Origin of the sequence: Streptomyces sp. NPDC096013, assembly GCF_044763565.1 — a bacterium.
GTDB lineage: Bacteria > Actinomycetota > Actinomycetes > Streptomycetales > Streptomycetaceae > Streptomyces.
The window spans coordinates 132,198-155,624 of record NZ_JBIWGK010000010.1; the positions used below are offsets into that span (position 1 = coordinate 132,198).

General features: G+C 70.4%; 17 protein-coding genes and 1 riboswitch. Of the genes, 9 read left to right on the forward strand and 8 right to left on the reverse strand.

The window, feature by feature from the left end:
* Window positions 1-353 precede the first annotated feature (353 nt).
* A complete protein-coding gene (locus tag ACIRB1_RS30410) occupies window positions 354-1,292 on the reverse strand; it encodes a M56 family metallopeptidase (RefSeq protein ID WP_352184936.1) in 939 nt (312 codons plus the stop codon).
* 478 nt (window positions 1,293-1,770) lie between these two features.
* Entirely contained in the window at window positions 1,771-2,985 is a 1,215-nt protein-coding gene (gene fahA, locus ACIRB1_RS30415) for a fumarylacetoacetase (protein ID WP_403467661.1), read from the reverse strand.
* Between the two features lie 196 nt (window positions 2,986-3,181).
* Between fahA and ACIRB1_RS30420 the strand changes: the two genes are divergently transcribed.
* Complete coding sequence (locus ACIRB1_RS30420) at window positions 3,182-4,444, forward strand: ATP-grasp domain-containing protein (protein ID WP_403467662.1); 1,263 nt, start codon at window positions 3,182-3,184, stop codon at window positions 4,442-4,444.
* Window positions 4,445-4,670: 226 nt separating this feature from the next.
* Complete coding sequence (locus ACIRB1_RS30425; RefSeq protein ID WP_403467663.1) at window positions 4,671-5,879, forward strand: NAD(P)-binding domain-containing protein; 1,209 nt, start codon at window positions 4,671-4,673, stop codon at window positions 5,877-5,879.
* Between the two features lie 329 nt (window positions 5,880-6,208).
* Here the strand turns inward: ACIRB1_RS30425 and ACIRB1_RS30430 are convergent, their stop codons facing one another.
* The gene (locus ACIRB1_RS30430) at window positions 6,209-7,402 is read right to left on the reverse strand and encodes an arabinogalactan endo-beta-1,4-galactanase (protein ID WP_403467664.1); all 1,194 of its coding nucleotides are present in this window, start codon (window positions 7,400-7,402) and stop codon (window positions 6,209-6,211) included.
* A gap of 657 nt (window positions 7,403-8,059) precedes the next feature.
* Window positions 8,060-10,066, reverse strand: coding sequence for a beta-galactosidase (locus ACIRB1_RS30435; protein WP_403467665.1), 2,007 nt, complete (start codon window positions 10,064-10,066; stop codon window positions 8,060-8,062).
* Window positions 10,067-10,265: 199 nt separating this feature from the next.
* Between ACIRB1_RS30435 and ACIRB1_RS30440 the strand changes: the two genes are divergently transcribed.
* The 5 genes from ACIRB1_RS30440 (at window position 10,266) to ACIRB1_RS30460 (ending at window position 15,478) form a co-directional block, all read left to right on the forward strand.
* Window positions 10,266-11,600, forward strand: coding sequence for a substrate-binding domain-containing protein (locus ACIRB1_RS30440; protein WP_352184805.1), 1,335 nt, complete (start codon window positions 10,266-10,268; stop codon window positions 11,598-11,600).
* On the forward strand, window positions 11,597-12,586 hold the full coding sequence (locus tag ACIRB1_RS30445) for a carbohydrate ABC transporter permease (protein WP_403467666.1): 990 nt from the start codon (window positions 11,597-11,599) through the stop codon (window positions 12,584-12,586). Before ACIRB1_RS30440 ends, ACIRB1_RS30445 begins: the two co-directional genes overlap by 4 nt.
* Window positions 12,583-13,464: a carbohydrate ABC transporter permease gene (locus ACIRB1_RS30450; RefSeq protein ID WP_352184807.1), complete on the forward strand. Its 882-nt coding sequence runs from the start codon at window positions 12,583-12,585 to the stop codon at window positions 13,462-13,464. Before ACIRB1_RS30445 ends, ACIRB1_RS30450 begins: the two co-directional genes overlap by 4 nt.
* A gap of 72 nt (window positions 13,465-13,536) precedes the next feature.
* Window positions 13,537-14,565: a LacI family DNA-binding transcriptional regulator gene (locus ACIRB1_RS30455; RefSeq protein ID WP_403467667.1), complete on the forward strand. Its 1,029-nt coding sequence runs from the start codon at window positions 13,537-13,539 to the stop codon at window positions 14,563-14,565.
* Window positions 14,566-14,671: 106 nt separating this feature from the next.
* Window positions 14,672-15,478, forward strand: a complete 807-nt coding sequence (locus tag ACIRB1_RS30460; RefSeq protein ID WP_403467668.1) for an HAD family hydrolase — start codon at window positions 14,672-14,674, stop codon at window positions 15,476-15,478.
* Between the two features lie 114 nt (window positions 15,479-15,592).
* Here ACIRB1_RS30460 and ACIRB1_RS30465 read toward each other — a convergent pair whose 3' ends face one another.
* The 3 genes from ACIRB1_RS30465 to ACIRB1_RS30475 form a co-directional block, all read right to left on the reverse strand.
* Window positions 15,593-16,066: a transglycosylase SLT domain-containing protein gene (locus ACIRB1_RS30465; RefSeq protein ID WP_352184810.1), complete on the reverse strand. Its 474-nt coding sequence runs from the start codon at window positions 16,064-16,066 to the stop codon at window positions 15,593-15,595.
* Between the two features lie 3 nt (window positions 16,067-16,069).
* A riboswitch (cyclic di-AMP (ydaO/yuaA leader) is annotated at window positions 16,070-16,271 on the reverse strand.
* A gap of 231 nt (window positions 16,272-16,502) precedes the next feature.
* The gene (locus ACIRB1_RS30470) at window positions 16,503-18,497 is read right to left on the reverse strand and encodes a CocE/NonD family hydrolase (RefSeq protein WP_403467669.1); all 1,995 of its coding nucleotides are present in this window, start codon (window positions 18,495-18,497) and stop codon (window positions 16,503-16,505) included.
* A gap of 16 nt (window positions 18,498-18,513) precedes the next feature.
* Complete coding sequence (locus tag ACIRB1_RS30475) at window positions 18,514-20,019, reverse strand: peptide MFS transporter (protein ID WP_403467670.1); 1,506 nt, start codon at window positions 20,017-20,019, stop codon at window positions 18,514-18,516.
* Between the two features lie 204 nt (window positions 20,020-20,223).
* Between ACIRB1_RS30475 and ACIRB1_RS30480 the strand changes: the two genes are divergently transcribed.
* A complete protein-coding gene (locus ACIRB1_RS30480; RefSeq protein ID WP_352184813.1) occupies window positions 20,224-21,234 on the forward strand; it encodes a polyprenyl synthetase family protein in 1,011 nt (336 codons plus the stop codon).
* A gap of 7 nt (window positions 21,235-21,241) precedes the next feature.
* Here ACIRB1_RS30480 and ACIRB1_RS30485 read toward each other — a convergent pair whose 3' ends face one another.
* Window positions 21,242-21,772, reverse strand: coding sequence for a hypothetical protein (locus ACIRB1_RS30485; protein ID WP_403467671.1), 531 nt, complete (start codon window positions 21,770-21,772; stop codon window positions 21,242-21,244).
* Window positions 21,773-22,179: 407 nt separating this feature from the next.
* Between ACIRB1_RS30485 and ACIRB1_RS30490 the strand changes: the two genes are divergently transcribed.
* Window positions 22,180-23,397: an outer membrane lipoprotein carrier protein LolA gene (locus ACIRB1_RS30490; protein ID WP_403467672.1), complete on the forward strand. Its 1,218-nt coding sequence runs from the start codon at window positions 22,180-22,182 to the stop codon at window positions 23,395-23,397.
* The last annotated feature ends 30 nt before the right edge of the window (window positions 23,398-23,427 follow it).

Sequence of the window (23,427 nt, forward strand, 5' to 3'; positions counted from 1 at the left end):
GGGTCCTCACCGGGTGAGTTCGACTCACCGGCACCGGCCCTGACTCGTCAGGCCGAGGTCCTCCCAGCCGACGTCAGTCCAGGGTCCTCACCCGGCGTCCTCGAATCACCGTCACCGGCCTTGACCCATCAGGCCGAGGTCCTCTCCGCCGCCGTCAGTCCAGGGTCCTCACCGGGTGAGTTCGACTCACCGGCACCGGCCCTGACTCGTCAGGCCGAGGTCCTCCCAGCCGACGTCAGTCCAGGGTCCTCACCCGGCGCTCTCGATCCACCGCCCTCACCCTGACCCGTAACGCCAGGTCCCTCCCCGCCGACGTCAGTCCAGGGCCTCCCGGCGCCCTCGATCCACCGCCCTCACCCCAACGCCGTCAGCCCAGGTGCGAACACGATCAGCAGGGGGAGCAGGGGGACCAACGTCGCGACCGTAGTCGTCAGGGCGCGGTGGCGGCGGCCCAGGCGGGGGCGGGGGTCCAGGAGGCGGTCGACGCGTTCGCCGAGGAGGCGGTGGCTGGAGGCGCAGGAGAGGACGCCTCGGTGGTTGTTCAGCTCGATGAGGGCCAACGCCGTCGTCAGGTGGCCGCACTGGCGCGAGGCGGTGTCGTCCGCGGCCAGTTCGACCAGGCGGTGGGTCTGGTCGCAGAAGTGGGCGAACAGCGGGACGTGCGGAAAACCGGAGGCCAGCGCCGTCGAGAGGTGGAGCAGCCAGTCGTGGTGGGCGCGGGCGTGACCGCGCTCGTGAGTGAGGACCGCGTCCAGCTGGTGGCCGGTGAGGCGGTGCAACGCGCCCGTGGTGACGACCAGTTGGGGCGGGTGGCCGGGCATCCACCAGGCGTCCGGGTACTCGTCCTCCAGCACCAGCAGGGGACCGCGCGCCGCGGGCAGCCCGGCCGGCAGATCGGGGGCGCGCTCCCGCAGCTGCGCCCGGGCCTGGCCGCGTCGGCGCCGTGCCTCGGCGAGTTCGCGGGCCAGCATCGCCGTCGTCCAGGCGGCTCCGCAGGCCAGTGACAGCGTCAGGGCGACCGCCCAGGCCGGGGCGGCGGAGAGGTCGTAGGCCGCGGTCACGGCGGGCGGAGCTGGGGCGAAGACATGGTCGCGGACCGTGTGGAAGACGGCGGCGGCACCCAGCACCAGGGCGGCGAGACAGCACAGCAGGACCGTTGCGACCAGGCACTGCCACACCCACAGGCCGACCACGGGTTCCCGTTCGGGCCACACGGCCCGGGTCAGCGCACGCGGGGCCGGCACGGCGGCCGAGAGGGCGACGACGCTCAGCAGGAGCAGGCAGACAGTCATGCCACGGGCTCCGGATCCTGGTCAGCGGAAGGAACGGAAGGTGCGGGAGGCGCGGAAGGAACGGGATGTGCGGGAGGAACTGGAGGTGCGGGAAGTGCGGGAGGTGCGAGACGCGTGGGTCGGACGGGGCGTGCAGGAAGTGCGGGTGGAGCACGAGGCGCGGGTGCGGCTGTACCCGGGGGCGGGCACACGGCATGTGCGTCGCCCGCCGCCAGTATGACGGCACGGACGACCGGCGTCAGGTGTACAACGACCACCGACCGCACCGGCCGCGCGTCCACCGACCGCCCCCGGCCTCGCGACCACCGGACGCCCTCGACCCCGACCACCGGACGCTCCCGCCCCCGACCATCGGACGCTCCCGCCCCCGACCACCGGACGCTCCCGCCCCCAACCACCAGGCGCGCGAGCACCGGACGCCCTCACCGGAAACCGCCGCCCGCACCACCCCGTCCGCAGCCGCCGACCCGCTACCACCTCACCCCCGCCCCACCACCCGCCCGGTGACCTCGCCCAGCCCCACTCGTGTTCCGTCTGTGCCCGGGGCCCACGCCGACAGGGTCACCTCGTCGCCGTCCTCCAGGAACGTCCGCTTGCCGGAAGGGAGTTCGAGGGGGTCGCGGCCGTTCCAGGTCAGTTCGAGCAGGGAGCCGCGCTCGCGTTCGAGCGGGCCGCTGACCGTGCCCGAGCCGTACAGGTCGCCGGTGCGGAGGGACGCGCCGTTGGCCGTCATCTGGGCGAGCTGCTGGGCGGCCGTCCAGTACATGGTGGAGAACGGCGGCTCGGAGACCGTGTGGCCGTTGATCGCGACGGTGATGCGGAGGTCGTAGCCGCCGGGTTCCTCGGCCGAGTCGTCCAGGTAGGGGAGGAGTTCGTGGGTGCGCTCGGGCGGGGCGACCCGGGAGTCCTCCAGCGCGTCCAGCGGGGTGATCCACGCCGACACCGACGTGGCGAAGGACTTGCCGAGGAACGGACCGAGGGGGACGTACTCCCAGGCCTGGATGTCGCGTGCCGACCAGTCGTTGAGGAGGCACAGGCCGAACACGTGCTCGCGGAAGTCGGCGAGCGGCACCGGCGTGCCCAGCGTCGACGGCGCGCCCACCACGAAGCCGACCTCCGCCTCGATGTCCAGGCGGACCGACGGGCCGAAGACGGGCGCGGGGTCGGCGGGGGACTTGCGCTGTCCGGACGGACGTACGACATCCGTGCCCGATACGACGACCGTGCCGGCGCGGCCGTGGTAACCGATGGGCAGGTGCTTCCAGTTGGGGGTCAGCGTGTCGGGGGCGTCGGGGCGGAAGATGCGGCCGACGTTCCGGGCGTGGTTCTCGGAGGCGTAGAAGTCGACGTAGTCCGCGACTTCGAAGGGGAGGTGCAGGGTCACCGACGAGAGGGGGTGGAAGTACGGGGCGATCGTGTCCTGGTGGGAGGGGACCGTCACCCACGCGGTCAGCGCGCGCCGGACGTCCGACCAGGCCGTGTGGCCGGCGGCGAGCAGCGGGCCCAGAGTCGGGTGCGCGAGGAGGGAGACGTAGGGCGAACCGAGGGCCTCCGCCGCCGCGCCCGCGTCGAGGACGTGGTCGCCGAGCCGGACACCGACGGTCCGCTCGTCCGAGCCGATGGGCGAGAAGACGCCGTAGGGAAGGTTGTGCGGGCCGAAGGGATCGCCCTCGGGAAGATCGAAGGGGGGCATGGGTGCTGCCTCACTCTCGTACGTACTCGCATGTGGCCGGGCCACACGTTACGGGTGAGTTGCGCGAACCGGCAGTGTCTAAAGAGTTCGCAATGTCCGAATAGGCCTTGTCGGAAGAGGCAATTCCGGCTTAGCGTCATTTGGGGGACACGGACGGGGTGGGTCCGGTCCGTAGGGGGGACACGTGGGGGGACCCGTGGCCAAGCGCTTCAGCAGCGTGCCTTTCGAGGCCGACCGCGAAGTGCCGGGCCTCATCGTCAAGTTCGGCGACTATCCGCTGCATCACGGCGGGGTGGGCGCGATCCGGAGTCTGGGGCGCCTCGGCGTGCCGATGTATGCGATCACGGAGGACCGTTACACACCGGCGGCCGCGTCCCGTTATCTGGAGCGCGCGTTCGTCTGGCCGACGACCGGCACGGAGGAACCCGGTCGACTGGTGGAGGGCCTGCTGCGCATCGGGCGCCATATCGGCCGGCCCACCGTCCTCATCCCGACGGACGAGGAGGCCGCCGTTCTGATCGCCGAGCATCAGGAGGCACTCGGCTCCCGTTTCCTCTTCCCGCGTGTGGAACCGAAGTTGCCGCGACACCTCGCGAGCAAACAGGGCCTGCACGAACTCTGTGCCGAACACGGCATCGCGAGCCCCACGGCCGCCTTCCCGCAGTCGTACGACGACATCGTCGACTTCGCGGAGAAGGCCCGCTTCCCGATCGTGGCGAAGAACAGGGAGGCGTTCGTACGGCGTTCCCAGCCGGCCGTGAACGGGACGACGAGGATCGCGACCCGCGAGGGGCTGCTCGCGCTGGCCCGGGACTGGGGGGAGCAGCCCGGGGTGATCCTCCAGGAGTACCTGCCGAGGGAGGAGGCCGAGGACTGGATCGTGCACGCCTACTTCGACCAGGACTCCACGCCGCTCGCCATGTTCACCGGCGTCAAGGTGCGCTCCTGGCCGCCGCACGCGGGTATGACGGCGAATGCGTACGTGGTCGACAATCCGGAACTCGCGGACATCGCCGCACGTTTCATCAAACAGATCGGCTTCACCGGCGTCATCGACCTCGACCTGCGCTTCGACCGGCGCGACGGCCAGTACAAACTGCTCGACTTCAACCCCCGCATGGGCGCCCAGTTCCGGCTCTTCGAGAGCGAGTCGGGGGTGGACGTCGTCCGCGCCATGCACCTCGACCTGACCGGCCGCCCCGTCCCCGAGGGCGAACAGCGCGCCGGCCACCGGTACATCGTGGAGAACATCGACCTGCCCGCCCTCCTCGCCTACCGCCGCAGCGGCTATACGACGCCGCACGCGCCGGCGCGGGCGAGCGGGACGGAGCTGGCCTGGCTCGCGGGTGACGACCTGCGGCCGTTCTTCACGATGCTGGCCCGCTTCGTGCGGCCGGGCGCGAGGCATCTGTACCAGCTGTGGCGCACCAACCGGCGCGGCAGCGGCACCAAGCCGTAGTCCAAGCAACGTGATTCCAGCCGTGGTTCGCGCAGTGCGACTTCGGCTGTAGTCCAAGCCGTTTGACGCCGGCAGCAGTTCAGGCAGTGGCTCCAGCAGCGGGCACTGGCTCTGGCGGCACCGGCGGCTCCAGCAGGTGCGGCTTTAGCGGGTGCGGTTCCAGTGAGCGGCTCCGGTGAGCGGTTCCTGTGCGAAGTGACGAATTGACGTCCTGGGGAGGGACTTCGTGATTCAACCGGTAGCAGTCATCGGCGCCGGGCCGTTCGGCCTGTCCACCGCCGCCCATCTGCGGGCACGCGGCATTCCGGTCCGTGTCTTCGGCGAGCCCATGGTCAGCTGGCGCGACCACATGCCCGCCGGGATGCTCCTGAAGTCGACCCCGGCCGCCTCCAGCCTCGACGCCCCGCAGCCCGGCCACACCCTCGCCGACTACTGCGACGCGGCCGGCATCCCCCGCCTGGTCACCGACGAGGACATCATCCCGGTGGAGACCTTCATCGACTACGGCGAGTGGTTCCAGCAGAAGCTGGTGCCCGAGCTGGAGCGGGTACGGGTCGTCTCCGTCGACCGGAAGAAGGGCGGTGGCTTCGAACTCAAGCTGGACTCGGGGGAGTTGTTCACAGCCCGGGCGGTCGTGGTCGCGACCGGCCTCTACGGCCTCGCCCACCTCCCCCCGGAGCTGGCGGCGGCGGTGATCGACGGCCCCGCACCCACCGCCCCCGTCTCGCACAGCTCCCAGCACCACGACCTGAGCGGGTTCAAGGGCAAGGAGCTGATCGTCGTCGGCGCCGGTCAGTCCGCCCTGGAGACAGCGGCGTTGGCGGCCGAGGCGGGCGCCCAGGTCCGGATCGTCTCGCGCGGACACGGCCGGGTGGCGTTCGGCGCCGCGCCGTGGGAGCAGCCCAAGCTGCGTCCCGAGTCGCCCTTCGGACGAGCCTGGTCCCTATGGGCCCTGAGCTACTACCCCCATCCGTACCGCTACCTCCCCGCCCGGACCCGGCACTACCTGGTCCGCCGGGTGCTCGGCCCGCTCGGTGCGTGGTGGCTGCGCGAGCGGTTCCAGGGGAAGGTGCGGGTCAGCGAGGTCGAGCGGATCGTACGGGCGGAGGCGGGTCCGGCGAACTCCGGCCCGACGCTCACCGTCGCGACCCCGGGCGGCGGCACCGAGCGACTCACCGCCGACCATGTCATCGCCGCGACGGGCTACCGCGTCGACATCGCGGCGATGGACTTCCTGGGCCACGAACTCCGCACCCAGCTGGCGGTGAGCCGCGGCACCCCGAAGCTCGGCGCCGGCTATGTGTCGTCCGTCCCGGGCGTCTACTTCACCGGCCTCCCGGCCGCGTCGTCGTACGGACCGGTGATGCGGTTCGTGTGCGGCACGGAGTTCGCGTCACCACGGCTGGCGAAGCATCTGGCGGCGGCGCACGGGTAGGCGACAGGTCACCTGGGCGTACTGCTCCCGAGTGATGGGGAGGGCGCCGAGGCGGAAGGGGTTGAGGCGGAAAGGGGCGAGGCGGAAAGGGCCGAGTCGCCGTTGCCGCGGGTCCCAACCGGGGCCGTTCGCCGCGCTGTTGAGGGCGCTACGACCTACACCGCTCCGGCGCCCTCACCCCCAGCACCGCCCCAGCGTCCCTGCCCCAACGCCACCCCGGCGTCCCCGCCCCCGACACCACCCCAGCGTCCCTACCCCCAGCACCACCCCGGCGTCCCTACCCTTAACGCCACCCCGGTGCCCTCACCCCCGACACCGCCCCGACGTCCTCAACCCCGGTACCCCCCAAGCGTCTTCAACCCCGGCAGTGCCCGGTCCCGGAAGTCGAACAGGGCCAGGTTCTCCCACGCGTTGCCGGATGTCGGGTCGGTCGGGTCCCAGCCGTCGCCCGCGCGGTACGTCCACACGCCCTCCCAGTAGCAGTAGCCCAGGCCCTTGTCGCCGGGAACGTTCGCCATCAGGTCCGCCACCGTCCGCAGCCATGCCGCCTGGCCCGCCGGGGTCGCCGGGTAGCCCGAGGTCAGTTGGGAGGGGTCGTACATGATGTCGTTCGTGGCGTCCTCGCTCTCCAGCGTGAACGGGTACGCCGTCTCGGCGATCAGGACCGGCTTGTCGTAACGGGACGCCAGGTCGGCCAGGTTGGCGGCCGCCGCGTCCGGGGTGCCGTGCCAGAAGGGGTAGTAGGACTGGGCGATGACGTCGAAGTCGACGCCGTCGGCGACCACGTTGTCGTACCACCAGCGGGACGTGCCGTTGTCGCCGCCCGACGCGATGTGGAGCATCGTGCGGATGCGCGGGGTGGTGTCCTGGGCGGCGTTCAGGCCCGCCTTGAGGAAGGTCGTCAGGTTGGCCCAACCCCCGGCGTCGTCACCCCAGTTCTTGCCGGTGGGCCAGAGCAGGCCGCCGTTGATCTCGTTGCCGATCTGCACCAGGTCGGCCGGGGTGCCCTGGCGGCGCAGGGCGCCCAGGACGTCGGCGGTGTGGTCGTAGACCGCCCGCGTCAGGCCCGCCACGTCCAGGTCGGCCCAGGCGGCCGGCTTGGTCTGGTGGGACGGGTCGGCCCAGGTGTCGGAGTAGTGGAAGTCGACCCAGATGCCGATGCCCGCCCGGCGCAGCCGCTTGGCCAGCGGCAGGATGTGCTTCTTGTTGTTGTAGCCGTCGGCGGGGTTCACCCACACCTTGAGGCGGGCGTGGGTGACACCCGCGTCGGCCAGGATGCGGATCGGGTCGTCCCGGCGGCCGTCCGCTCGGCGGTAGACCGCCCCGTGCGCCTCGTCCTTGGGGAGCGACGAGATGTCCATCCCCCGGATCTCCAGCCGGCGCCGGTCGGGCACGCCCCCGCTCGAACCCCCGGTCGACGTACCGGTACCGGTGCTCGCCACCGCCGGGGTCGCACCCAGCACCGGCAGCGCGAGTGCCGCCGCCCCCGCCGCCGCCGCCGTAAGAACACTGCGTCTGCGCATCACGAAGTTCCCTTCACCGAAAGAAGCAACAGAAGTAACTGAGTCCCACCGCACAGGAGTTGGTGGGGCCGACCGGAGCAGCTGGCCCCGGCGGGCTGGTTGGTGAGGCCGGTCGGAGCACCTCGGCCCGGCAGGTTGGTTGTGAGGCCGGTCGGAACATCTCGGCCCGGCAGGTTGGTTGTGAGGCCGGTCGGAGCACCTCGGCCCGGCAGGTTGGTTGGTGTGGCCGGTCGGAGCACCTCGGCCCGGCAGTTTGGTTGGTGTGGCCGACCGGAACATCTCGCCCCGGCAGGCTGGTTGGTGAGGCTGACCGGAGCCTCGCCCCGACAGGCCAGTTGGTGGAGCCGGTCGGAACATCTCGCCCCGACTGGCCAGTTGGTGACGCCGACCGGAGCACCTCGCCCCAACAAGCCGGTTGATGACGCCGACCGGAACACCTCGCCCCCACAAGCCGGTTGGTGACGCCGACCGGAACACCTGCCCCCGGCAGGCTGGTTGGTGAGGCCGACCGGAGCACCTCCCCCCCCCCACGGGCCGGTTGGTGACGCCGACCGGAACACCTCCCCCCGACAGGCCAGTTGGTGACGCCGACCGGAACACCTCCCCCCAACAAGCCGGTTAGTGACGCCGACCGGAACACCTCCAACACCTGAGTCGTCACCGCCGGTCCCGGAACACCTCCACCCCGCCCGCCGGCACCGCCGCCCGACTCCCGTCCGGCAGCACCACCTTCACCTCGGCTCCGGTGTGGTTCACCGCGAAGCGAAACGTTCCCGACTCGCCCTCCCGTACGACGAGTTCGACATCGCGCGGCAGCCCGGCCGGAGTGATCCCGGCGTCCGCGAGGGCGAGGTCCACCACGGCGGCGAGGTCGTCGCCGGTGAGGCGCGTGGCCAGGTACCAGGCCGCCCCCGACCCCACCGCGCGCCGCGTCAGCGCCGGGCCGCCCGACCTGCGGCCACCCTCGAACCGGGCCAGGACCTCGCAGCCGTCGCCCGGCACCACGACCTCCGTCCACAGATCCGCCGTGTAGGAGGCGCCGTCCGCCGCCCGGACCGACACCGTCTCGCCCGGCAGCAGCGGGTCGAACTCCTCGACGGTCAGGCCGAGTACGTCCCGCAGCGCTCCCGGATACGCGCCCGGATGCAGCGTGTCGTTCTCGTCGGCGATCCCGGAGAAGAAGGAGACCAGCAGGGTCCCGCCCGCCGACACATACCGTTCCAGCTCGGCGCCCACCCCGAGCGGCGCCGCGTACAACTGCGGTACCACCAGCAGCGGATACCGCTCCGGGTCCAGGTCGCCGAGCCCCGTCGGCGGCACGAAGTCCACCGTCAAGTGCCGGTCGTACAGGGCCTCGTAGAAGGAGTCCAGCCGCTCGCGCGCGTCCAGGTCCTGGCTCGGCCGCCACTCCAGGCTCTGTGCCCACCAGGAGTCCCAGGACCACACCATCGCCACGTCACCGCGGGTCCGGGTGCCGCGCAGCCCGGCCCGGCTCAGGTCGGAGACCCGGCGCCCGAGTTCGGTCACCTCGCGCCAACCCCGGTTGTCCGTACCGGAGTTCGCCAGCATCGCGGTGTGGAACTTCTCCGCGCCCGACTGCGACTGCCGCCACTGGAAGAACATCGCGCCCTCGGAACCCCGCGCCACATGCCCGAGCGAGTTGCGGGCCATCTCACCGGGACGCTTCGCGGGGTTGTACGGCTGCCAGTTGACCCCGGACGTGGCGTGTTCCAGCAGCAGCCACGGGCCGCCGCCCGCCACCGAGCGCGTCAGGTCGGCGGCCAGCGCCAGGTTCACGTGCGTACGGCGGCCGTCGGTCATCAGGTAGTGGTCGTTGGTGACGAGGTCGACCTCCTTCGCCCAGGCCCAGTAGTCGACGCCCTGGCCCTGGCTCGGCGCGACCATGAAGTTGGTGGTGACGGGGACGCCGGGGGAGAGGCGGTGCAGGATGTCCCGCTCGGCGGTGAAGTTGGCGCGGGCCTGCGCGTCGGCGAAGCGCCGGTAGTCCAGCTGCTGGGTGGGATTGCATACGGACGGGGTCGCGCGGGGCGGGGTGATCTCCTCCCAGTCGCCGTACTGCTGGCCCCAGAACGCCGTTCCCCAGGCGTGGTTTAGGGCGTCGAGGGTGCCGTGGCGCTCACGCAGCCAGTCCCGGAAGGCCGCCGCGCAGATGTCGCAGTAGCAGGCGAGGACGGGGGCGCCGTACTCGTTGTGGACGTGCCAGAGGACCACGGCGGGGTGGCTGCCGTAGCGCTCGGCCAGCGCGGTCGTGATCGTGGCCGCCGCCGCCCGGTACTCGGGGTGGGAGTGGCAGATCGCGCCCCGCGAGCCGAAGGCGAGGCGCACTCCCTCGCGGGTCACGGGCAGCGCGTCGGGGTGTGCGCGGTAGAACCACGCCGGCGGTACGACGGTGGGTGTGCCGAGGTTCACGGAGATCCCGGCCGTGTGCAGCAGGCCCATCACCGTGTCGAGCCACTCCCAGTCGTAGGCGCCGGGGCGCGGCTCCAGGCGGGCCCAGGAGAAGACGCCGAGGGAGACCGCCGTGACACCGGCCTCCCGCATCAGCCGTACGTCCTCTTCCCAGACCTCCCGCGGCCACTGCTCGGGGTTGTAGTCACCACCGAAGGCGAGCGGCAGACGGTCGTGCGGGGCGGGGGACGGCATGGGTTCACTCCCGGGGAATCGACGACTTGGGCGACTGAAATGCTGCTGATTCTGTGATCGTGCACATGAACGATTGTGGCGTCCATCCGTCAGCAACAAGTAGGTAACCCCAGGGTTCATCCATTGACAAGGGTCCGAAACAATTCTCTACTGTGCACGGTCACAGAGCCGGTGACCGGCTCGCACCCAGTCAGGGGAGATGAAGATGTCGATCCACCGCCACCAGTTCAGCAGGCGCAGCATCCTTGCCGGGGCGGCAGCCGTAGGCCTCACGGGCACCCTCGCCGCCTGCGGCGGTTCCGGCGACGACTCCGGCAAGAGCAGCGGGCCCGTCAAGCTGACCTACTGGTCCTGGGCGCCGAACATGGACAAGGTCGCCGCGATCTGGAACAAGAAGAACCCGGACATCACGGTCACCGTCTCCAAGCAGGCCGCGGGCAAGGACATCGTCTCCAAGCTGATCACCGCGAAGAAGGCGGGCAACGCCCCCGACCTCATCCAGGTCGAGTACCAGTCGCTGCCGACGCTGGTCTCCAACGACGTGCTCGCCGACATCTCGAAGTACGCGAAGTCCACCAAGTCCGAGTTCGCCGAGGGGCTTTGGGCGATGGTCACGCTCGGCACCGACGCGGTCTACGCGATACCGCAGGACTCCGGGCCGCTGATGTTCTTCTACCGCGAGGACCTGTTCAAGCAGCACAACCTGACCGTCCCGGCGACCTGGGACGACTTCGCGAAGACCGCCCGCGCCGCCAAGAAGGCCCTGCCGAACGCCTACTTGACGACCTTCTCCTCCAACGACCCCGGCCTGTTCGCCGGGTTGGCGCAGCAGGCCGGTGCCAAGTGGTGGACCGTGGAGAGCGGCGGCAAGTGGACCGTCGGCATCGACGACGCGGCCACGAAGAAGGTCACCGACTTCTGGGGCGGGCTCGTCCAGGAGGGCGCGATCGACAACCAGCCGATGTACACGCCGGCCTGGAACAACGCGCTGAACAAGGGCACCCACCTCGGCTGGGTCTCCGCCGTGTGGGCGCCCGGTGTGCTGGTCAGCTCGGCCCCCGACACCAAGGGCAAGTGGCGCATGGCCCCGCTGCCGCAGTGGAGCGCGGGCGAGGACGTCACCGGCAGTTGGGGCGGCTCCTCCACCGGCGTCTCCACCGACTCCAAGCACGCCGAGGCCGCGACCAAGTTCGCGAACTGGCTGAACACCGACCCCGAGGCGCTCGCCGCCCTGGTCAAGGAGGCCGGCATCTACCCGGCGGCCACCAAGGGCCAGTCCGGCTCGGTGCTCACCACCCCCGCCTTCTTCCCGAACCAGACCGACTTCTACGACACGGCCGCGAAGATCGCCGCGACCACGGCCGCCTCCGCCTGGGGCCCGAACGTCCAGGTCGCCTACGACACCTTCAGCGACGCGTTCGGCTCCGCCGCCAAGGCGAAGAAGGCGGCGCAGTTCGACACCGCGCTGGCCACCATGCAGGCCAAGACCTTCAGTGACATGAAGAAGCAGGGCTTCAAGGTGACCGAGGCATGACCAGCACGCCGCTCAAGGGCTCCGACCGGCTGTCGGCCGGGCCCTTGGCGGACGGCACCGCCACACCCGTCCGCCCCCACCGCGTCCGCCGTCGTGGCCGCAGCGCGCCGTACTGGTTCCTCGTACCGGCCGTGCTCCTGTTCGCCGCCTTCACCGTCGTACCCATCGGGTACGCGGTGTGGCTCAGCCTCCACAAGGTCCAGGTCAAGGGCATCGGCCTCGGCAAGGGTGCCCGACAGCAGGTCTGGAACGGCATCGGCAACTACACCGCCGTCTTCGAGGACTCCGAGTTCGGCCACAGCGTCCTGCGCGCCTTCGGCTACGGCCTGATCGTCATCCCCACGATGCTCGGTCTCGCCCTGGTCTTCGCGCTGATGCTGGACACCCCGCAGGCCCGCAGCGCCAAGTTCGCCCGCCTCGCGATCTTCCTGCCGTACGCCGTCCCCGGCATCATCGCCGCCCTGATGTGGGGCTTCCTCTACCTGCCGACGGTCAGCCCCTTCTACTACCTGCTCCGCGAGTTCGGCCTCCCGCAGCCCGACCTGTTCGACGGCGGCAACCTGTACCTCTCCTTCGCGAACATCGCGGTGTGGGGCGGCACCGGCTTCAACATGATCGTCATCTACACCGCGCTGCGCTCGATCCCGCCGGAGATCTACGAGGCCGCCCGCATCGACGGCGCCTCCGACCTGAAGATCGCCCTGCGGATCAAGATCCCGATCGTGATGCCGTCCCTCGTGCTCACGTTCTTCTTCTCGGTCATCGCCACGCTCCAGGTCTTCACCGAGCCCATGGCCCTCAAGCCGCTGACCAACGGCCTCTCCAGCTCCTGGAGTCCGCTGATGGCCATCTACGACGCCGCCTTCCTCAGGTCGGACATCTACGGCGCCTCCGCCACCGCCGTGGTGCTGGCCCTGGCGACCTTCGCGCTCTCCTTCACCCTGCTGCGCGTCTCCGACCGCTACACCCGGGAGGACCGGGCATGACCCCCCTCACCCTCACCGCCACCGACGCCCGCCCGGGCCTCGCCCGGCGGAAGCGCACCGCGTGGGTGCCCACCCTCGTCCTGATCCTCGGCTCGCTGTACTGCCTGATCCCCGTGGTCTGGGTGGTCATCGCCGCCAGCAAGGGCCGCGGCGAACTCTTCTCCACGTTCACCTTCGCGCCCGGCACCGGCTTCCTCGACAACCTCAGGCAGCTCAGCTCGTACCGGAACGGCATCTACTGGCAGTGGATGGTCAACTCCCTCTTCTACGCGGGCGGCGGCGCCCTCCTGTCCGCCGCGGTCTCGGCCGCCGGCGGCTACGCGCTCGGCCGGTTCGCCTTCAGGGGACGGGAGTTCGTCTTCAAGCTGATGCTGGCGGGCGTCCTCGTCCCGAGCATCGTGCTGACCGTCCCCCAGTACCTGCTCCTGTCGAAACTGGGCCTGGCCGACTCGTACTGGTCGATGCTCCTCCCGTCGATCCTCTCCCCCTACGGCGTCTACCTCGTCCGCATCTACGCGGCCGCCTCCGTCCCCAATGAACTCCTCGAAGCCGCCCGCATGGACGGCGCGAGCGAGTGGCGGATCTTCTCGCGGATCGCGGTGCCGATGATGATGCCCGGGCTCATCACGGTGTTCCTGTTCCAGTTCGTCGGCATCTGGAACAACTTCCTGCTGCCGTACGTGATGCTCGCCGACGACACCAAGTTCCCGCTCACGCTGGGCCTTTACACCCTGCTCAACCAGGGCGCCTCCCAACCCGCGCTCTACACCCTGGTCATCATGGGCTGCTTCCTCGCGATCCTCCCCCTGATCGCGCTGTTCCTGGTGATCCAGCGCTTCTGGTCCCTGGACCTCCTGAGCGGATCGGTCAAGGCCTGAGATGTGCGTCCCGAGGTGTCAGCACTGAGCCGCAACTCCCCCCACCGCAGCCGAACGGGCAGAACGAGGACCATGACCACCAGTCCGAACGGACGCCGCAAACCGCCCACCATCCACGACGTGGCCCGGGAGGCAGGAGTCTCCCGGGGGACCGTCTCCCGGTTCCTGAACGGCGGCCACTACGTCTCACCGGCCGCCCGCACCGCGGTGGAGACGGCGATCAGGAAGACGGGCTACGTCGTCAACCGGCACGCCCGCTCCCTGAGCACCGGCCGGTCGGACTCGGTGGCGTTCCTCCTCACCGAGCCGCAGGAGAAGTTCTTCGAGGACCCCAACTTCAATGTCCTGCTGCGGGGTTGCACCGAACACCTGGCCCGTCACGACATCCCGCTGCTGCTGATGCTGGCCTCGTCGAAGGACGACCGCCGCCGCCTCACGCGGTACATCACCTCGGGCCACGTCGACGGCGTCCTCCTCGTCTCCAACCACAGCGGCGACCCGGTGGCGGCCGAACTCCGGTCCGCGGGCATCCCGTTGGTGGCCTGCGGCAAACCCCTGGGCACCGCCTCCACATACAGCTACGTGGCAGCGGCCGACCGGGAGGGCGCCCAGGACATGGTCCGCCACCTCCTCGCCCGAGGCCGCCGCCGCATCGCCATGGTCACCGGCCCGCTGGACGCCCCCGGCGGCCCCGACCGCCTGGCGGGTTACCGGGACGTCCTGACGGAAGCGGGCCTTCCGCACGACCCGGCCCTCGTGGTGGAGGGCGACTACCGCCGCACGGGCGGCGAGGAAGCGGCACGGCGCCTTCTCGCCCAGGCCCCCGACATCGACGCGGTCTTCGTGGCCTCGGACCTGATGGCCCTCGGAGTGGTCGACACCCTCCAGAAATCCGGCCGTTCGGTCCCGGATGACATCGCTGTCGGAGGCTTCGACGACTCGGCCGCGGCCACCTCCATCACCCCGGCCCTCACGACCATGCGCCAGCCCTACGACCGCATCAGCGCCGAAATGGTCCGCGTGCTCCTCGCCCAGATCGCCGGCGAGGACACGGCCGGCGTGATCCTGCCCACCGAACTGGTGATCCGGGACTCGGCATGACGGCCGTTTGTGTCCAACCAACCGGAACACGGGTCAACGCATGTGAAGGCAGCAGCCGTCCGGTTCGTGTCGAGTCGGTGGGGCTTTCCATCCGTATTCTCTGATCATGGCCGCACCCCTCGCATATGCACTGATCGCCACCGACCTGGACGGGACGCTGCTGCGCGGCGACGACACGCTCTCCGACCGGTCTCTCGCCGTGCTCGCGCGGGTGGCGGCGGCCGGTGCCCGGCATCTCGTCGTCACCGGCAGGCCCGCGCCGAGGGTGCGGCCCCTGCTGGACGTCCTCGGCTCCAAGGGGCTCGCGGTGTGCGGACAGGGCGCGCAGTTGTACGACGCCGGCGCGGACCGTCTGCTCTGGTCGGTCACCCTGGACCGGGAGTTGGCGGAGACGGCGCTCGGCAAGATCGAGGCGGAGGTGGGCCAGGTGTACGCGGCGGTCGACCAGGACGGCGTCGACGGCCTCACGCTCATCGAGCCCGGCTATCTGATGCCGCACCCCACCCTCCCCGCGGTACGGGTGGGCCGGCGGGACGACCTCTGGTGCGAGCCCATCAGCAAGGTGCTGCTCCGTCACCCGGCCCTGGCGGACGACGAGTTGGCGGCCACGGCCCGCTCGGTGGTCGGTTCCCTGGCCTCGGTCACCATGTCGGGCCCCGGCACCGTCGAACTCCAGCCACTCGGCATCACCAAGGCGACGGGCCTCGCCCTGGCCGCCCGGCACCTGGGCCTGACCCCCTCCGACACCATCGCCTTCGGCGACATGCCGAACGACATCCCGATGTTCGACTGGGCGGCCCACGGAGTGGCGATGGCCAACGCCCACCCCGAACTCAAGGCGGTGGCCGACGAGGTGACAACCTCGAACGAGGACGACGGCATCGCGGTGGTACTGGAGAGACTCTTCGGCTGAGGCGCCCCAAAGGGGCGCGGCGCTGTGTCCTTGTGCGGCTCCGCCGCGCGGGCGCGACCAGCCACGACGGCGGTGTCACTCACCACCCGGCCGTCGTGGCTGATCCAACGGTTCCTAGTAGGCGCCGTAGACGTTGTCGATCGAGCCGTACACCGCCGCCGCGTAGTTGCAGGCCGCGGTGATGTTCGCGACCGGGTCGTACGGGTCGAACGAAGTCCCGGCCACGTGGTACGCGTTGAACGTCGGGTCGATCACCTGGAGCAGCCCCTTCGACGGCGTACCGGCCGCCGCGTTGGAGTCCCAGTTGTTGATCGCGTACTGGTTGCCGGACGACTCACGGATCACGTTCCGGTAGATCCCGTTGTACGTACCCGGAATCCCCTTCTGCGCCATGATCGCGAGCGACTCCCGGATCCACCCGTCAAGGGTGTTGGGGTACCCGGCGAGAGTGGTCGAGCTGGTCGACGTGGTGGCCGCGGACGCGGTGGTCGCACCGACGACGGGCAGGGCCAGGATCGCCGCACCGGTGCCGGCGATGACGGCACGGCGGACGAGGCGGGCACGGCGGGACTGAGTGGTTGCACGCATGGCGAGGTTCCTCTCCGTCGCCTGCGAGGTGAGCTGTCGGGTTCGGGCTGGGAGGTGCCCGGCCGCGTCCTCGGACGTGGCTTAACCCCGAGCCGTCCCGGTCGTGACGACCGGTCCGGCGACTTACCTGGTTCCCCCGCTCCTGCCGTGCGAGAAGTTCGTGACTGGGATGCCGGGCGGCGGCAGGATTCGGCGTTCCGCTCGACAGGCCGGGAAACTATGCGAGAGCACATGTCCGGAACAAGTGGCGGAATCACACCTAACCCCTATTGACCTTGGTCTGAGGCGTATGGGGCACTTGATCCTTTGCATGAGCCAAGGGTCAACTGTCAATTGCCGCAAGGGGAAATGGGGACAGGCCGGGACACAGGTCGCGCACAGAAACGCGTGACCCAACTCACGAGAAGATAAAGAACGGCAAATCGGGCATTCAACCTCAACTGGCAGTTCTCGGAATCCTTTTCTCCCAGGTGTGATGGAAGATCACTTCTCCACCCTCGGTGCAGATCACCTCATTTGAGGTGAGAAAGTCCGTTTCGTCGCACGTGATCTCCGACCGGGTCCGCACCCTCGCGTCCCAGCCGAGCTCCGGCCGGTGCAGCCGGATCGACCACTCCGAGAGGGTGCGCGCGGACAGCGGATCGGACTCGTCGATCGTGTACGTCTCCAGCGCGTCCTCGGTGAACTCCAACCCGTCGGGATACACGCGCGTGCCGCCGTACCGGGGGTCCACTTCGAGCCGCCACTCGCCCTTCGCCACGTCCCGCACGACGAGCCGCTCGGGCCGCGGTTCGTCCAGCGTGGCCGGGTGGTTGACCCCGAGCGGCGCGGCCTCCTCGGGCTCCTCGAAGCGGATGTCGTCCGTCAACTCCTGCTCCCGCACCGGGAGTTCGAGCGCGCTGCCCTCGGGGTCCAGCGTGAAGCCCGCCGCGGACCCCGGCTGCGGCCAGATCCACGGCCAGTACGCCGACGACACCGCGAGCCGGATCCGGTGCCCGGGCGGGAACGCGTGCCCGATGCCGTTCAGCTCGAAGGTGACGTCCTCGGTGGTCCCCGGCGTCCAGGGCACCGCCCGGTCCCGCCCGTGCCGCGCCGACAGATTGAGCACGCCCCGGGTGACCAGGGTCGAGGAGCCGTCGGGGGCGACGTCGCAGAGCCGGGCGATCACCTGCCCGCGCGGCACCTCGCAGGTCAGCCGCAGCCGTACCCTCGGCCGTCCCAGCACCCAGGTCTCGGCCGGCACCTCGAACTCGAAGCACGCCGACCGCGCGTCCTCGTCCCGCTGGTCCGGCGGCAGGTCGGCGTCGTTCCCGAAGGGGAAGAACCGGCCCGCGTCCACCCCGGTGTGCATGGGCGAGCGGACGACCACGGGGGCGCCCCGGAGGCCGTACGTCGTCGTCTTCACGTGCGGCGAGGGCCACGCGGGTTCGCCGACCCAGCGGCCCGGGAGGGTGTCGTAGACCGTGGCCGGGGGATGCGAGTCGCTGACGTAGGCCCGTAGGAGGGGGTCCGTCATGACGCCCGTGTCGATGCCCTTGAGGTGCTGGTCCCACCAGCGGAGGGTCTCCTGGAGGAAGCCGATCGCCGGGCCCGGCGGGAGGCCGCGGTCGGGGTACTGGTGGGACCAGGGGCCGATCAGGCCGCGTACGCGGTCCGGCGGGAGGTGTTCGACGAGCCGGAGGACCGTGTCGCGGTACGGGTCGTGCCAGCCGCCGACCGCGAGGACGGCCGCGTCGATCGCGCCGTAGTCCTCGCAGACGCTGCCGTGCTTCCAGTAGTCGTCGCGGAGTTGGTGGGCGAGCCAGGTGTGGATGAACGGGTCGATCTCCGCCAGGCGGCCCAGCCACATGTCGCGCCAGACGAGGCCCGTGTACTGGGGGTCCGGCGGCCGGGCGACGAAGGCGAGCATGGTGGCCGCCCAGGCGTGCAGGTCGACGGCGAGGGCCGAACCGCCCATGTAGTGCACGTCGTTGTCGTAGCGGTCGTCCGTGGAGCAGACGGTGACGATCGCCTTCAGGGGCTCGGGGGCCAGCGCGGCGATCTGGAGGGAGTTGAAGCCGCCCCAGGAGATGCCGAACATGCCGACCTTGCCGGTGCACCAGGGCTGTGCGGCAAGCCAGTTGACGACCTCGACGCCGTCGGCGAGTTCCTGCGCGTCGTACTCGTCGCCGGGCAGGCCCTCGCTGTTGCCGTGCCCGCGCACGTCGACGCGGACGGAGGCGTAGCCGTGGCCCGCGTACCAGGGGTGGCGCTGGGCGTCGCGGGGCGCGGTCCAGTCGGTCAGCCGGTACGGGAGGTACTCCAGGAGCGCGGGGACCGGTTCGTCCGTCACCGGGCGCCACACGCGCGCGTAGAGCCGTGTGCTGTCCGACAGGGGGATGCGGATGTCCTCGTGGAACGTCTCGTGGGGGAAGGACGTACGGATGCGCATGAGGGACCCCGCAGGTTCAGTGGACCGGGTGCATGGTGCGGCGCAGCCAGGGCGCGGCGGCCATCACGGCGAGGCCGGCGGCCACCGCGATGGCTCCGTTGACGCCGAAGTAGGCCGGTTTGGAGACGTCGTCGTAGAGCTTCACGGTCTGGGCCTGGATGCCGTTGGCGAGGGCGAGGGACAGGAACCAGAGGGACATGGTCTGGCTGGCGAAGGCGGCCGGGGCGAGCTTGGTGGTGGCCGACATGCCGGAGGTCTCCAGGAGGATGTCGCCGAGGCCGAGCAGGAAGTACGAGCCGACGATCCACCAGGCCGACATGCGGTAGGCGTCGCCGGTGTGCCCGCTGGTCGGCAGCACCATCAGCAGGAAGGACAGGCCGCCGAGTACGACGCCTATCGCGATCTTGTTGGAGGCGTGCGGCTGGCCGCGGCCCATGCGGACCCAGAGCGCGGCGACCACGGGCGCGAGCCCGACCTCGAAGGCGCCGAGCGCGCTCGCGTACCAGCCGGCGGGGAAGTCGAAGCCGAGGATGGTGGTCTCGGCGTTCGACGCGGCCAGCAGCATCATCGTCGAATACGCCTGGAACAGGATGAAGTTGAAGACCGTGGAGGCCAGGAACAGCACGACGTACGGGCGCAGCCGCCCGCGTTCCTCGGCGCTCACCCGGGGGCTCATGAACATCACCGCGAAGTACACGGCCGGCGCGATGACGGAGACGACCGTGAGGAGGTCGACGAAGCGCCCCATCGTGAGCCAGCCGGCGCCTGCCAGCAGGACGGCGAGTACGGCGGCGGCCAGGATGCCGACGACGATCAGCCGGACCGCGCGGCGCATCGCGTCCGGCGCGAGCGCGAACTCGGCGGTGTTCCCGCGTCCGGCCAGGTGACGGCGGCCCGCGACGTACTGGATCAGCCCGAAGGTCATGCCGACCGCGGCCGCGGAGAAGCCCCAGTGCCAGCCTTTGTGGTCGCCGAGCCAGCCGGTGATCAGCGGGCCCGCGAAGGCGCCGATGTTGATCGCCATGTAGTAGAGCGCGAAACCGGCGTCCCGGCGCTCGTCGTCGGTGCGGTAGAGCTTGCCGACCATGGTGGCCACGTTGGGCTTGAGCAGACCGGTCCCGCCGCTGATGAGGCCGAGGCCCGCCCAGGTCATCGTGGGGGTGGGCACCGCCATCGCGTAGTGGCCACAGGCGATGAGGATGCCGCCCCACAGCACCGCGCGGTACGAGCCGAGGATGCGGTCGGCGAGCCAGCCGCCCGCGACCGAGACGAGATAGACCAGCGTTCCGTAGGCTGCCGACACGGACGCGGCCGTTCCGGACGACATGCCCATGCCGCCGTGCGCGACGGTATCCGCGAAGTAGAGGACGAGGATGGCCTGCATGCCGAGGAACGAGAACCGCTCCCAGACCTCGAGCCCGGAGAGCGTGAGCAGCCCCTTGGGCTGGCCGAAGAAGGCGTGGTCGTCCTCGGGAGGCGGTTCGCTTGCGGGCTGGGCTTCGAGCGCGGTTCGAGACACCATCCACTACTTCCGCGTAAGTCGATAAATATCCGTTCTTATCAGGTGATCAAAAACATACCGGTCGTGATCCGATACCGCCCGTGCTGGACGGGTGGGCGGCATGGGTGATCGAAAGCCGACCGGATACGCTGACTTGAGTGATGGCAGCGACCTATCGACAAACCGTGTGACCGCCCAGGGACACCAGCAGACAGGAGACCCCTCGTGACCGTCGTCGGGCCGTTCGGGCTGAGCGTGCGGGACCAGGCTCTGGAAGCCGATGTCCAGGCCGGATTGGCGGCAGTCGAGGAGGGTCTGCTCGAAGCCACCAAGAGCGAGGTCCCCTTCATCACGGAGGCCGCCCAGCACCTCGTGCGCGCGGGCGGGAAGCGGTTCAGGCCGCTCCTCGTGATGCTCGCCGCCCAGTTCGGCGACCCGTACGCGCCGGGTGTCGTGCCCTCGGCGGTCGTCGTCGAGCTGACCCACCTCGCCACGCTGTACCACGACGACGTCATGGACGAGGCGGCCGTACGGCGCGGGGTGGAGAGCGCCAACGCCCGCTGGGGCAACTCGCTCGCGGTCCTCACCGGCGACTTCCTCTTCGCGCGCGCCTCGCACACCCTGGCCGACCTCGGCCCCGAGGCCGTCCGCGTGCAGGCCGAGGCGTTCGAACGGCTCGTCACCGGCCAGATCCTGGAGACCGCGGGACCGTCCGACGGGCGCGACCCGGTCGAGCACTACCTCGACGTGCTCGGCGGCAAGACCGGCTCCCTGGTCGCGGTCGCCTGCCGCTTCGGCTCGATGATGGCCGGCTGCGACGACACCGTCGTGGACGTCCTCACCCAGTACGGCGAGCGGCTCGGCGTCGCCTTCCAGCTCGCCGACGACGTCCTGGACATCGCCTCCGACGGCCACGAGTCCGGCAAGACCCCGGGCACCGACCTGCGCGAGGGCATCCCCACGCTCCCGGTGCTGCGGCTGCGCGAGCGGGCCGACCGGCTCGGCCTCGCCGAGGACATCGCCCTGTGCGAGCTGCTCGACTCCGACCTCACGGACGATGCCCGGCACGCCGAGGCCCTCGCCCGGCTGCGCGCCCACCCGGCCCTGGAGCAGGCCCGCCGCGACACCGTGCGGTACGCGGAGGACGCCCGCTCGGCCCTCGCCCCGCTCCCGGAGTGCGACGCGAAGGTCGCCCTCCTGGAGATGTGCGACGCGGTGGTGCACCGGGCGGGCTGAGCCCCGTTCAGTAGCCGCCTCCCCCGGATGAGCCGGAGGCGGCGCTCGTCATGGCCTTCGCCCCGCTGGGCGTCACCGCCCACCAGGTGCCGTCCACGCCCTGGCCGTGGGCCTGCTTCGGCTTGGTGTCCTTGTCGTACCGGTACAAAGGCCACCCGGCCAGCGTGAGCTGCGAGCCCCCGCCGGTGCGCTTCACCGTGGAGACGAGGCTCTTGTGGATGCCCTTCACGGTCACGGAGCCCTTGACGGTCGCCGCGGGCCAGACCACGGCACAGGTGCCGTAGCAGCTGACCTTCGTGGGGTGCGCGGAGTCCGCGTCGAAGCGGTAGAGGACGTACCCCTTGCCGTCCGTCACGACCGTGCCGAGCTTGGCGACCTTCGCGGTCATGAGGGTCGTCCCGGAGGTGGCCGCGGCGGGCGTCGCGGCCGGGGCGCCGCTCGCGCTGCCGCCGCCGCTTCCGCAGCCGGCGAGCGTGAGGGTGAGGACCGCGACGCCCGTGGCCGCGTATTCGGTGAGGTGCTTGGTGGTGGCGTGCATGGCGACCCCTTTGGTCGATGCGATGGGTCCGCGTGGTGTGTCGGCGCGGTGTGGTGCCACCTGTTTGTACGTATATAAGGGGTATGCGACTCGATGTGATGCGCATCACTTGGCGGAGGGTGCGGGTCCGGTTGTTCCGGCCTCGCCGTGATCCGATCGGGTGGCCGCGGCCTCCTCACCTCGTGCTGCGGGGAACCCCTACGGGTCGGGGGAGTTGGCGGCTCCGGGTGTCATACCGCAGGAGTACATGGAGTTGCCTCCGGGGTCTGACGCTTATGGGTGGCGGATTTGGTCAGATGGAGAACACGGAAAACACCACTCCTCACCGATTCGGGTGAGAATGGCGGCTCAGGGTGGGACGAGTACAGGACGGACCGGCCGCCGCCGACGACGGAGGTAAGGCAGACATGGCACCGTACGAAACCGACGACAGCACGGACGCCGGCGAGGTCGAGGACCTCCGGTCCGGGCGGCGCAGGGCGGCGCGGTACATCGTCCCGGTCACCGTGGTGGGGGTGGCGGCGGCGACCATCGGACTGGTCCCCGCGCTCGCCGACTCCGGCGACCCGAATCTCCCGAAGGTCACCGCGCAGCAGCTCCTCGACAAGATCGCCAAGTCGGACGTCCAGCAGCTGTCCGGCACCGTGAAGATCAGCACCGACCTCGGCCTGCCCGACCTCGGCGGCCTGGAGAGCAGCATGCTGTCCGGGGCCACGAAGTCCGGCGACGGCTCCTCGGCCGACCCGTCCGCCAAGCTCACCGAGCTGGCCACCGGCACCCACACCCTGCGCGTCGCGGCCGACGGCCCCGACCGGCAGAAGGTCTCCCTGCTGGAGAACGCGGCGGAGTACAGCCTCATCCACAACGGCAAGGACGTCTGGGGCTACGACAGCAAGTCGAACGAGGTCTACCACGGCACGACCGCCGCCGGCGCCGCCAAGAGCGACGAGACCCGGGCCACGCCCAAGGGCCTCACCGACGAGGCGCTGAAGTCGGTCGACGACACCACCTCGGTCACCGTCGACGGCACCGAGCACGTCGCGGGCCGCGACGCCTACAAGCTGCTGATCAAGCCCAAGCAGTCCGGTACGACGGTCGGCACGATCAGCGTCGCGGTGGACGCCAAGACCGGCCTGCCGCTCAAGTTCACGCTCACCCCGGCGAGCGGCGGCGCGGCCGTCGTCGACGTCGGCTTCACCCAGCTCAGCCTCGCCAAGCCGGCCGCCTCGACCTTCGACTTCAAGACGCCCAAGGGCGCGAAGGTCACCACGGAGGACGGCGCGACGAAGGAGACCCCGGACCACGCGGCCCCGTTCGGTGGGCACGACAAGGCGGACAAGGGCCTCGGCAAGAGCGCCGACGCCCCCACGGTCATCGGCAAGGGCTGGAACTCCATCGCCACCTTCGACACCGGCGGCCAGGGCGTCCCGACCGGCTCCTCGGCCGGCGGCGGCGACCTCAGCGGCTTCCTCGGCTCGCTCGGCGACCAGGTCAAGGGTGACTTCGGCAAGGGCACGGTCTTCTCGACCCGCCTTGTCAACGCCCTGGTCACCGACGACGGCAAGGTCTACGTCGGCGCGGTCACCAAGAGCGCGCTGGTGAAGGCGGCGGACGCGGCGAAGTGACCACCGGCGGTTGACCGACCGCCGCAGGGG

Bases quoted from the DNA above. Each gene is read 5' to 3' on its own strand.
- ACIRB1_RS30410 (WP_352184936.1), bottom strand. From the start codon at position 1,292: ATGACTGTCTGCCTGCTCCTGCTGAGCGTCGTCGCCCTCTCGGCCGCC.
- fahA (WP_403467661.1), bottom strand. From the start codon at position 2,985: ATGCCCCCCTTCGATCTTCCCGAGGGCGATCCCTTCGGCCCGCACAAC.
- ACIRB1_RS30430 (WP_403467664.1), bottom strand. From the start codon at position 7,402: ATGCGCAGACGCAGTGTTCTTACGGCGGCGGCGGCGGGGGCGGCGGCA.
- ACIRB1_RS30435 (WP_403467665.1), bottom strand. From the start codon at position 10,066: ATGCCGTCCCCCGCCCCGCACGACCGTCTGCCGCTCGCCTTCGGTGGT.
- ACIRB1_RS30440 (WP_352184805.1), top strand. From the start codon at position 10,266: ATGAAGATGTCGATCCACCGCCACCAGTTCAGCAGGCGCAGCATCCTT.
- ACIRB1_RS30445 (WP_403467666.1), top strand. From the start codon at position 11,597: ATGACCAGCACGCCGCTCAAGGGCTCCGACCGGCTGTCGGCCGGGCCC.
- ACIRB1_RS30450 (WP_352184807.1), top strand. From the start codon at position 12,583: ATGACCCCCCTCACCCTCACCGCCACCGACGCCCGCCCGGGCCTCGCC.
- ACIRB1_RS30455 (WP_403467667.1), top strand. From the start codon at position 13,537: ATGACCACCAGTCCGAACGGACGCCGCAAACCGCCCACCATCCACGAC.
- ACIRB1_RS30460 (WP_403467668.1), top strand. From the start codon at position 14,672: ATGGCCGCACCCCTCGCATATGCACTGATCGCCACCGACCTGGACGGG.
- ACIRB1_RS30465 (WP_352184810.1), bottom strand. From the start codon at position 16,066: ATGCGTGCAACCACTCAGTCCCGCCGTGCCCGCCTCGTCCGCCGTGCC.
- ACIRB1_RS30470 (WP_403467669.1), bottom strand. From the start codon at position 18,497: ATGCGCATCCGTACGTCCTTCCCCCACGAGACGTTCCACGAGGACATC.
- ACIRB1_RS30475 (WP_403467670.1), bottom strand. From the start codon at position 20,019: ATGGTGTCTCGAACCGCGCTCGAAGCCCAGCCCGCAAGCGAACCGCCT.
- ACIRB1_RS30485 (WP_403467671.1), bottom strand. From the start codon at position 21,772: ATGCACGCCACCACCAAGCACCTCACCGAATACGCGGCCACGGGCGTC.
- ACIRB1_RS30490 (WP_403467672.1), top strand. From the start codon at position 22,180: ATGGCACCGTACGAAACCGACGACAGCACGGACGCCGGCGAGGTCGAG.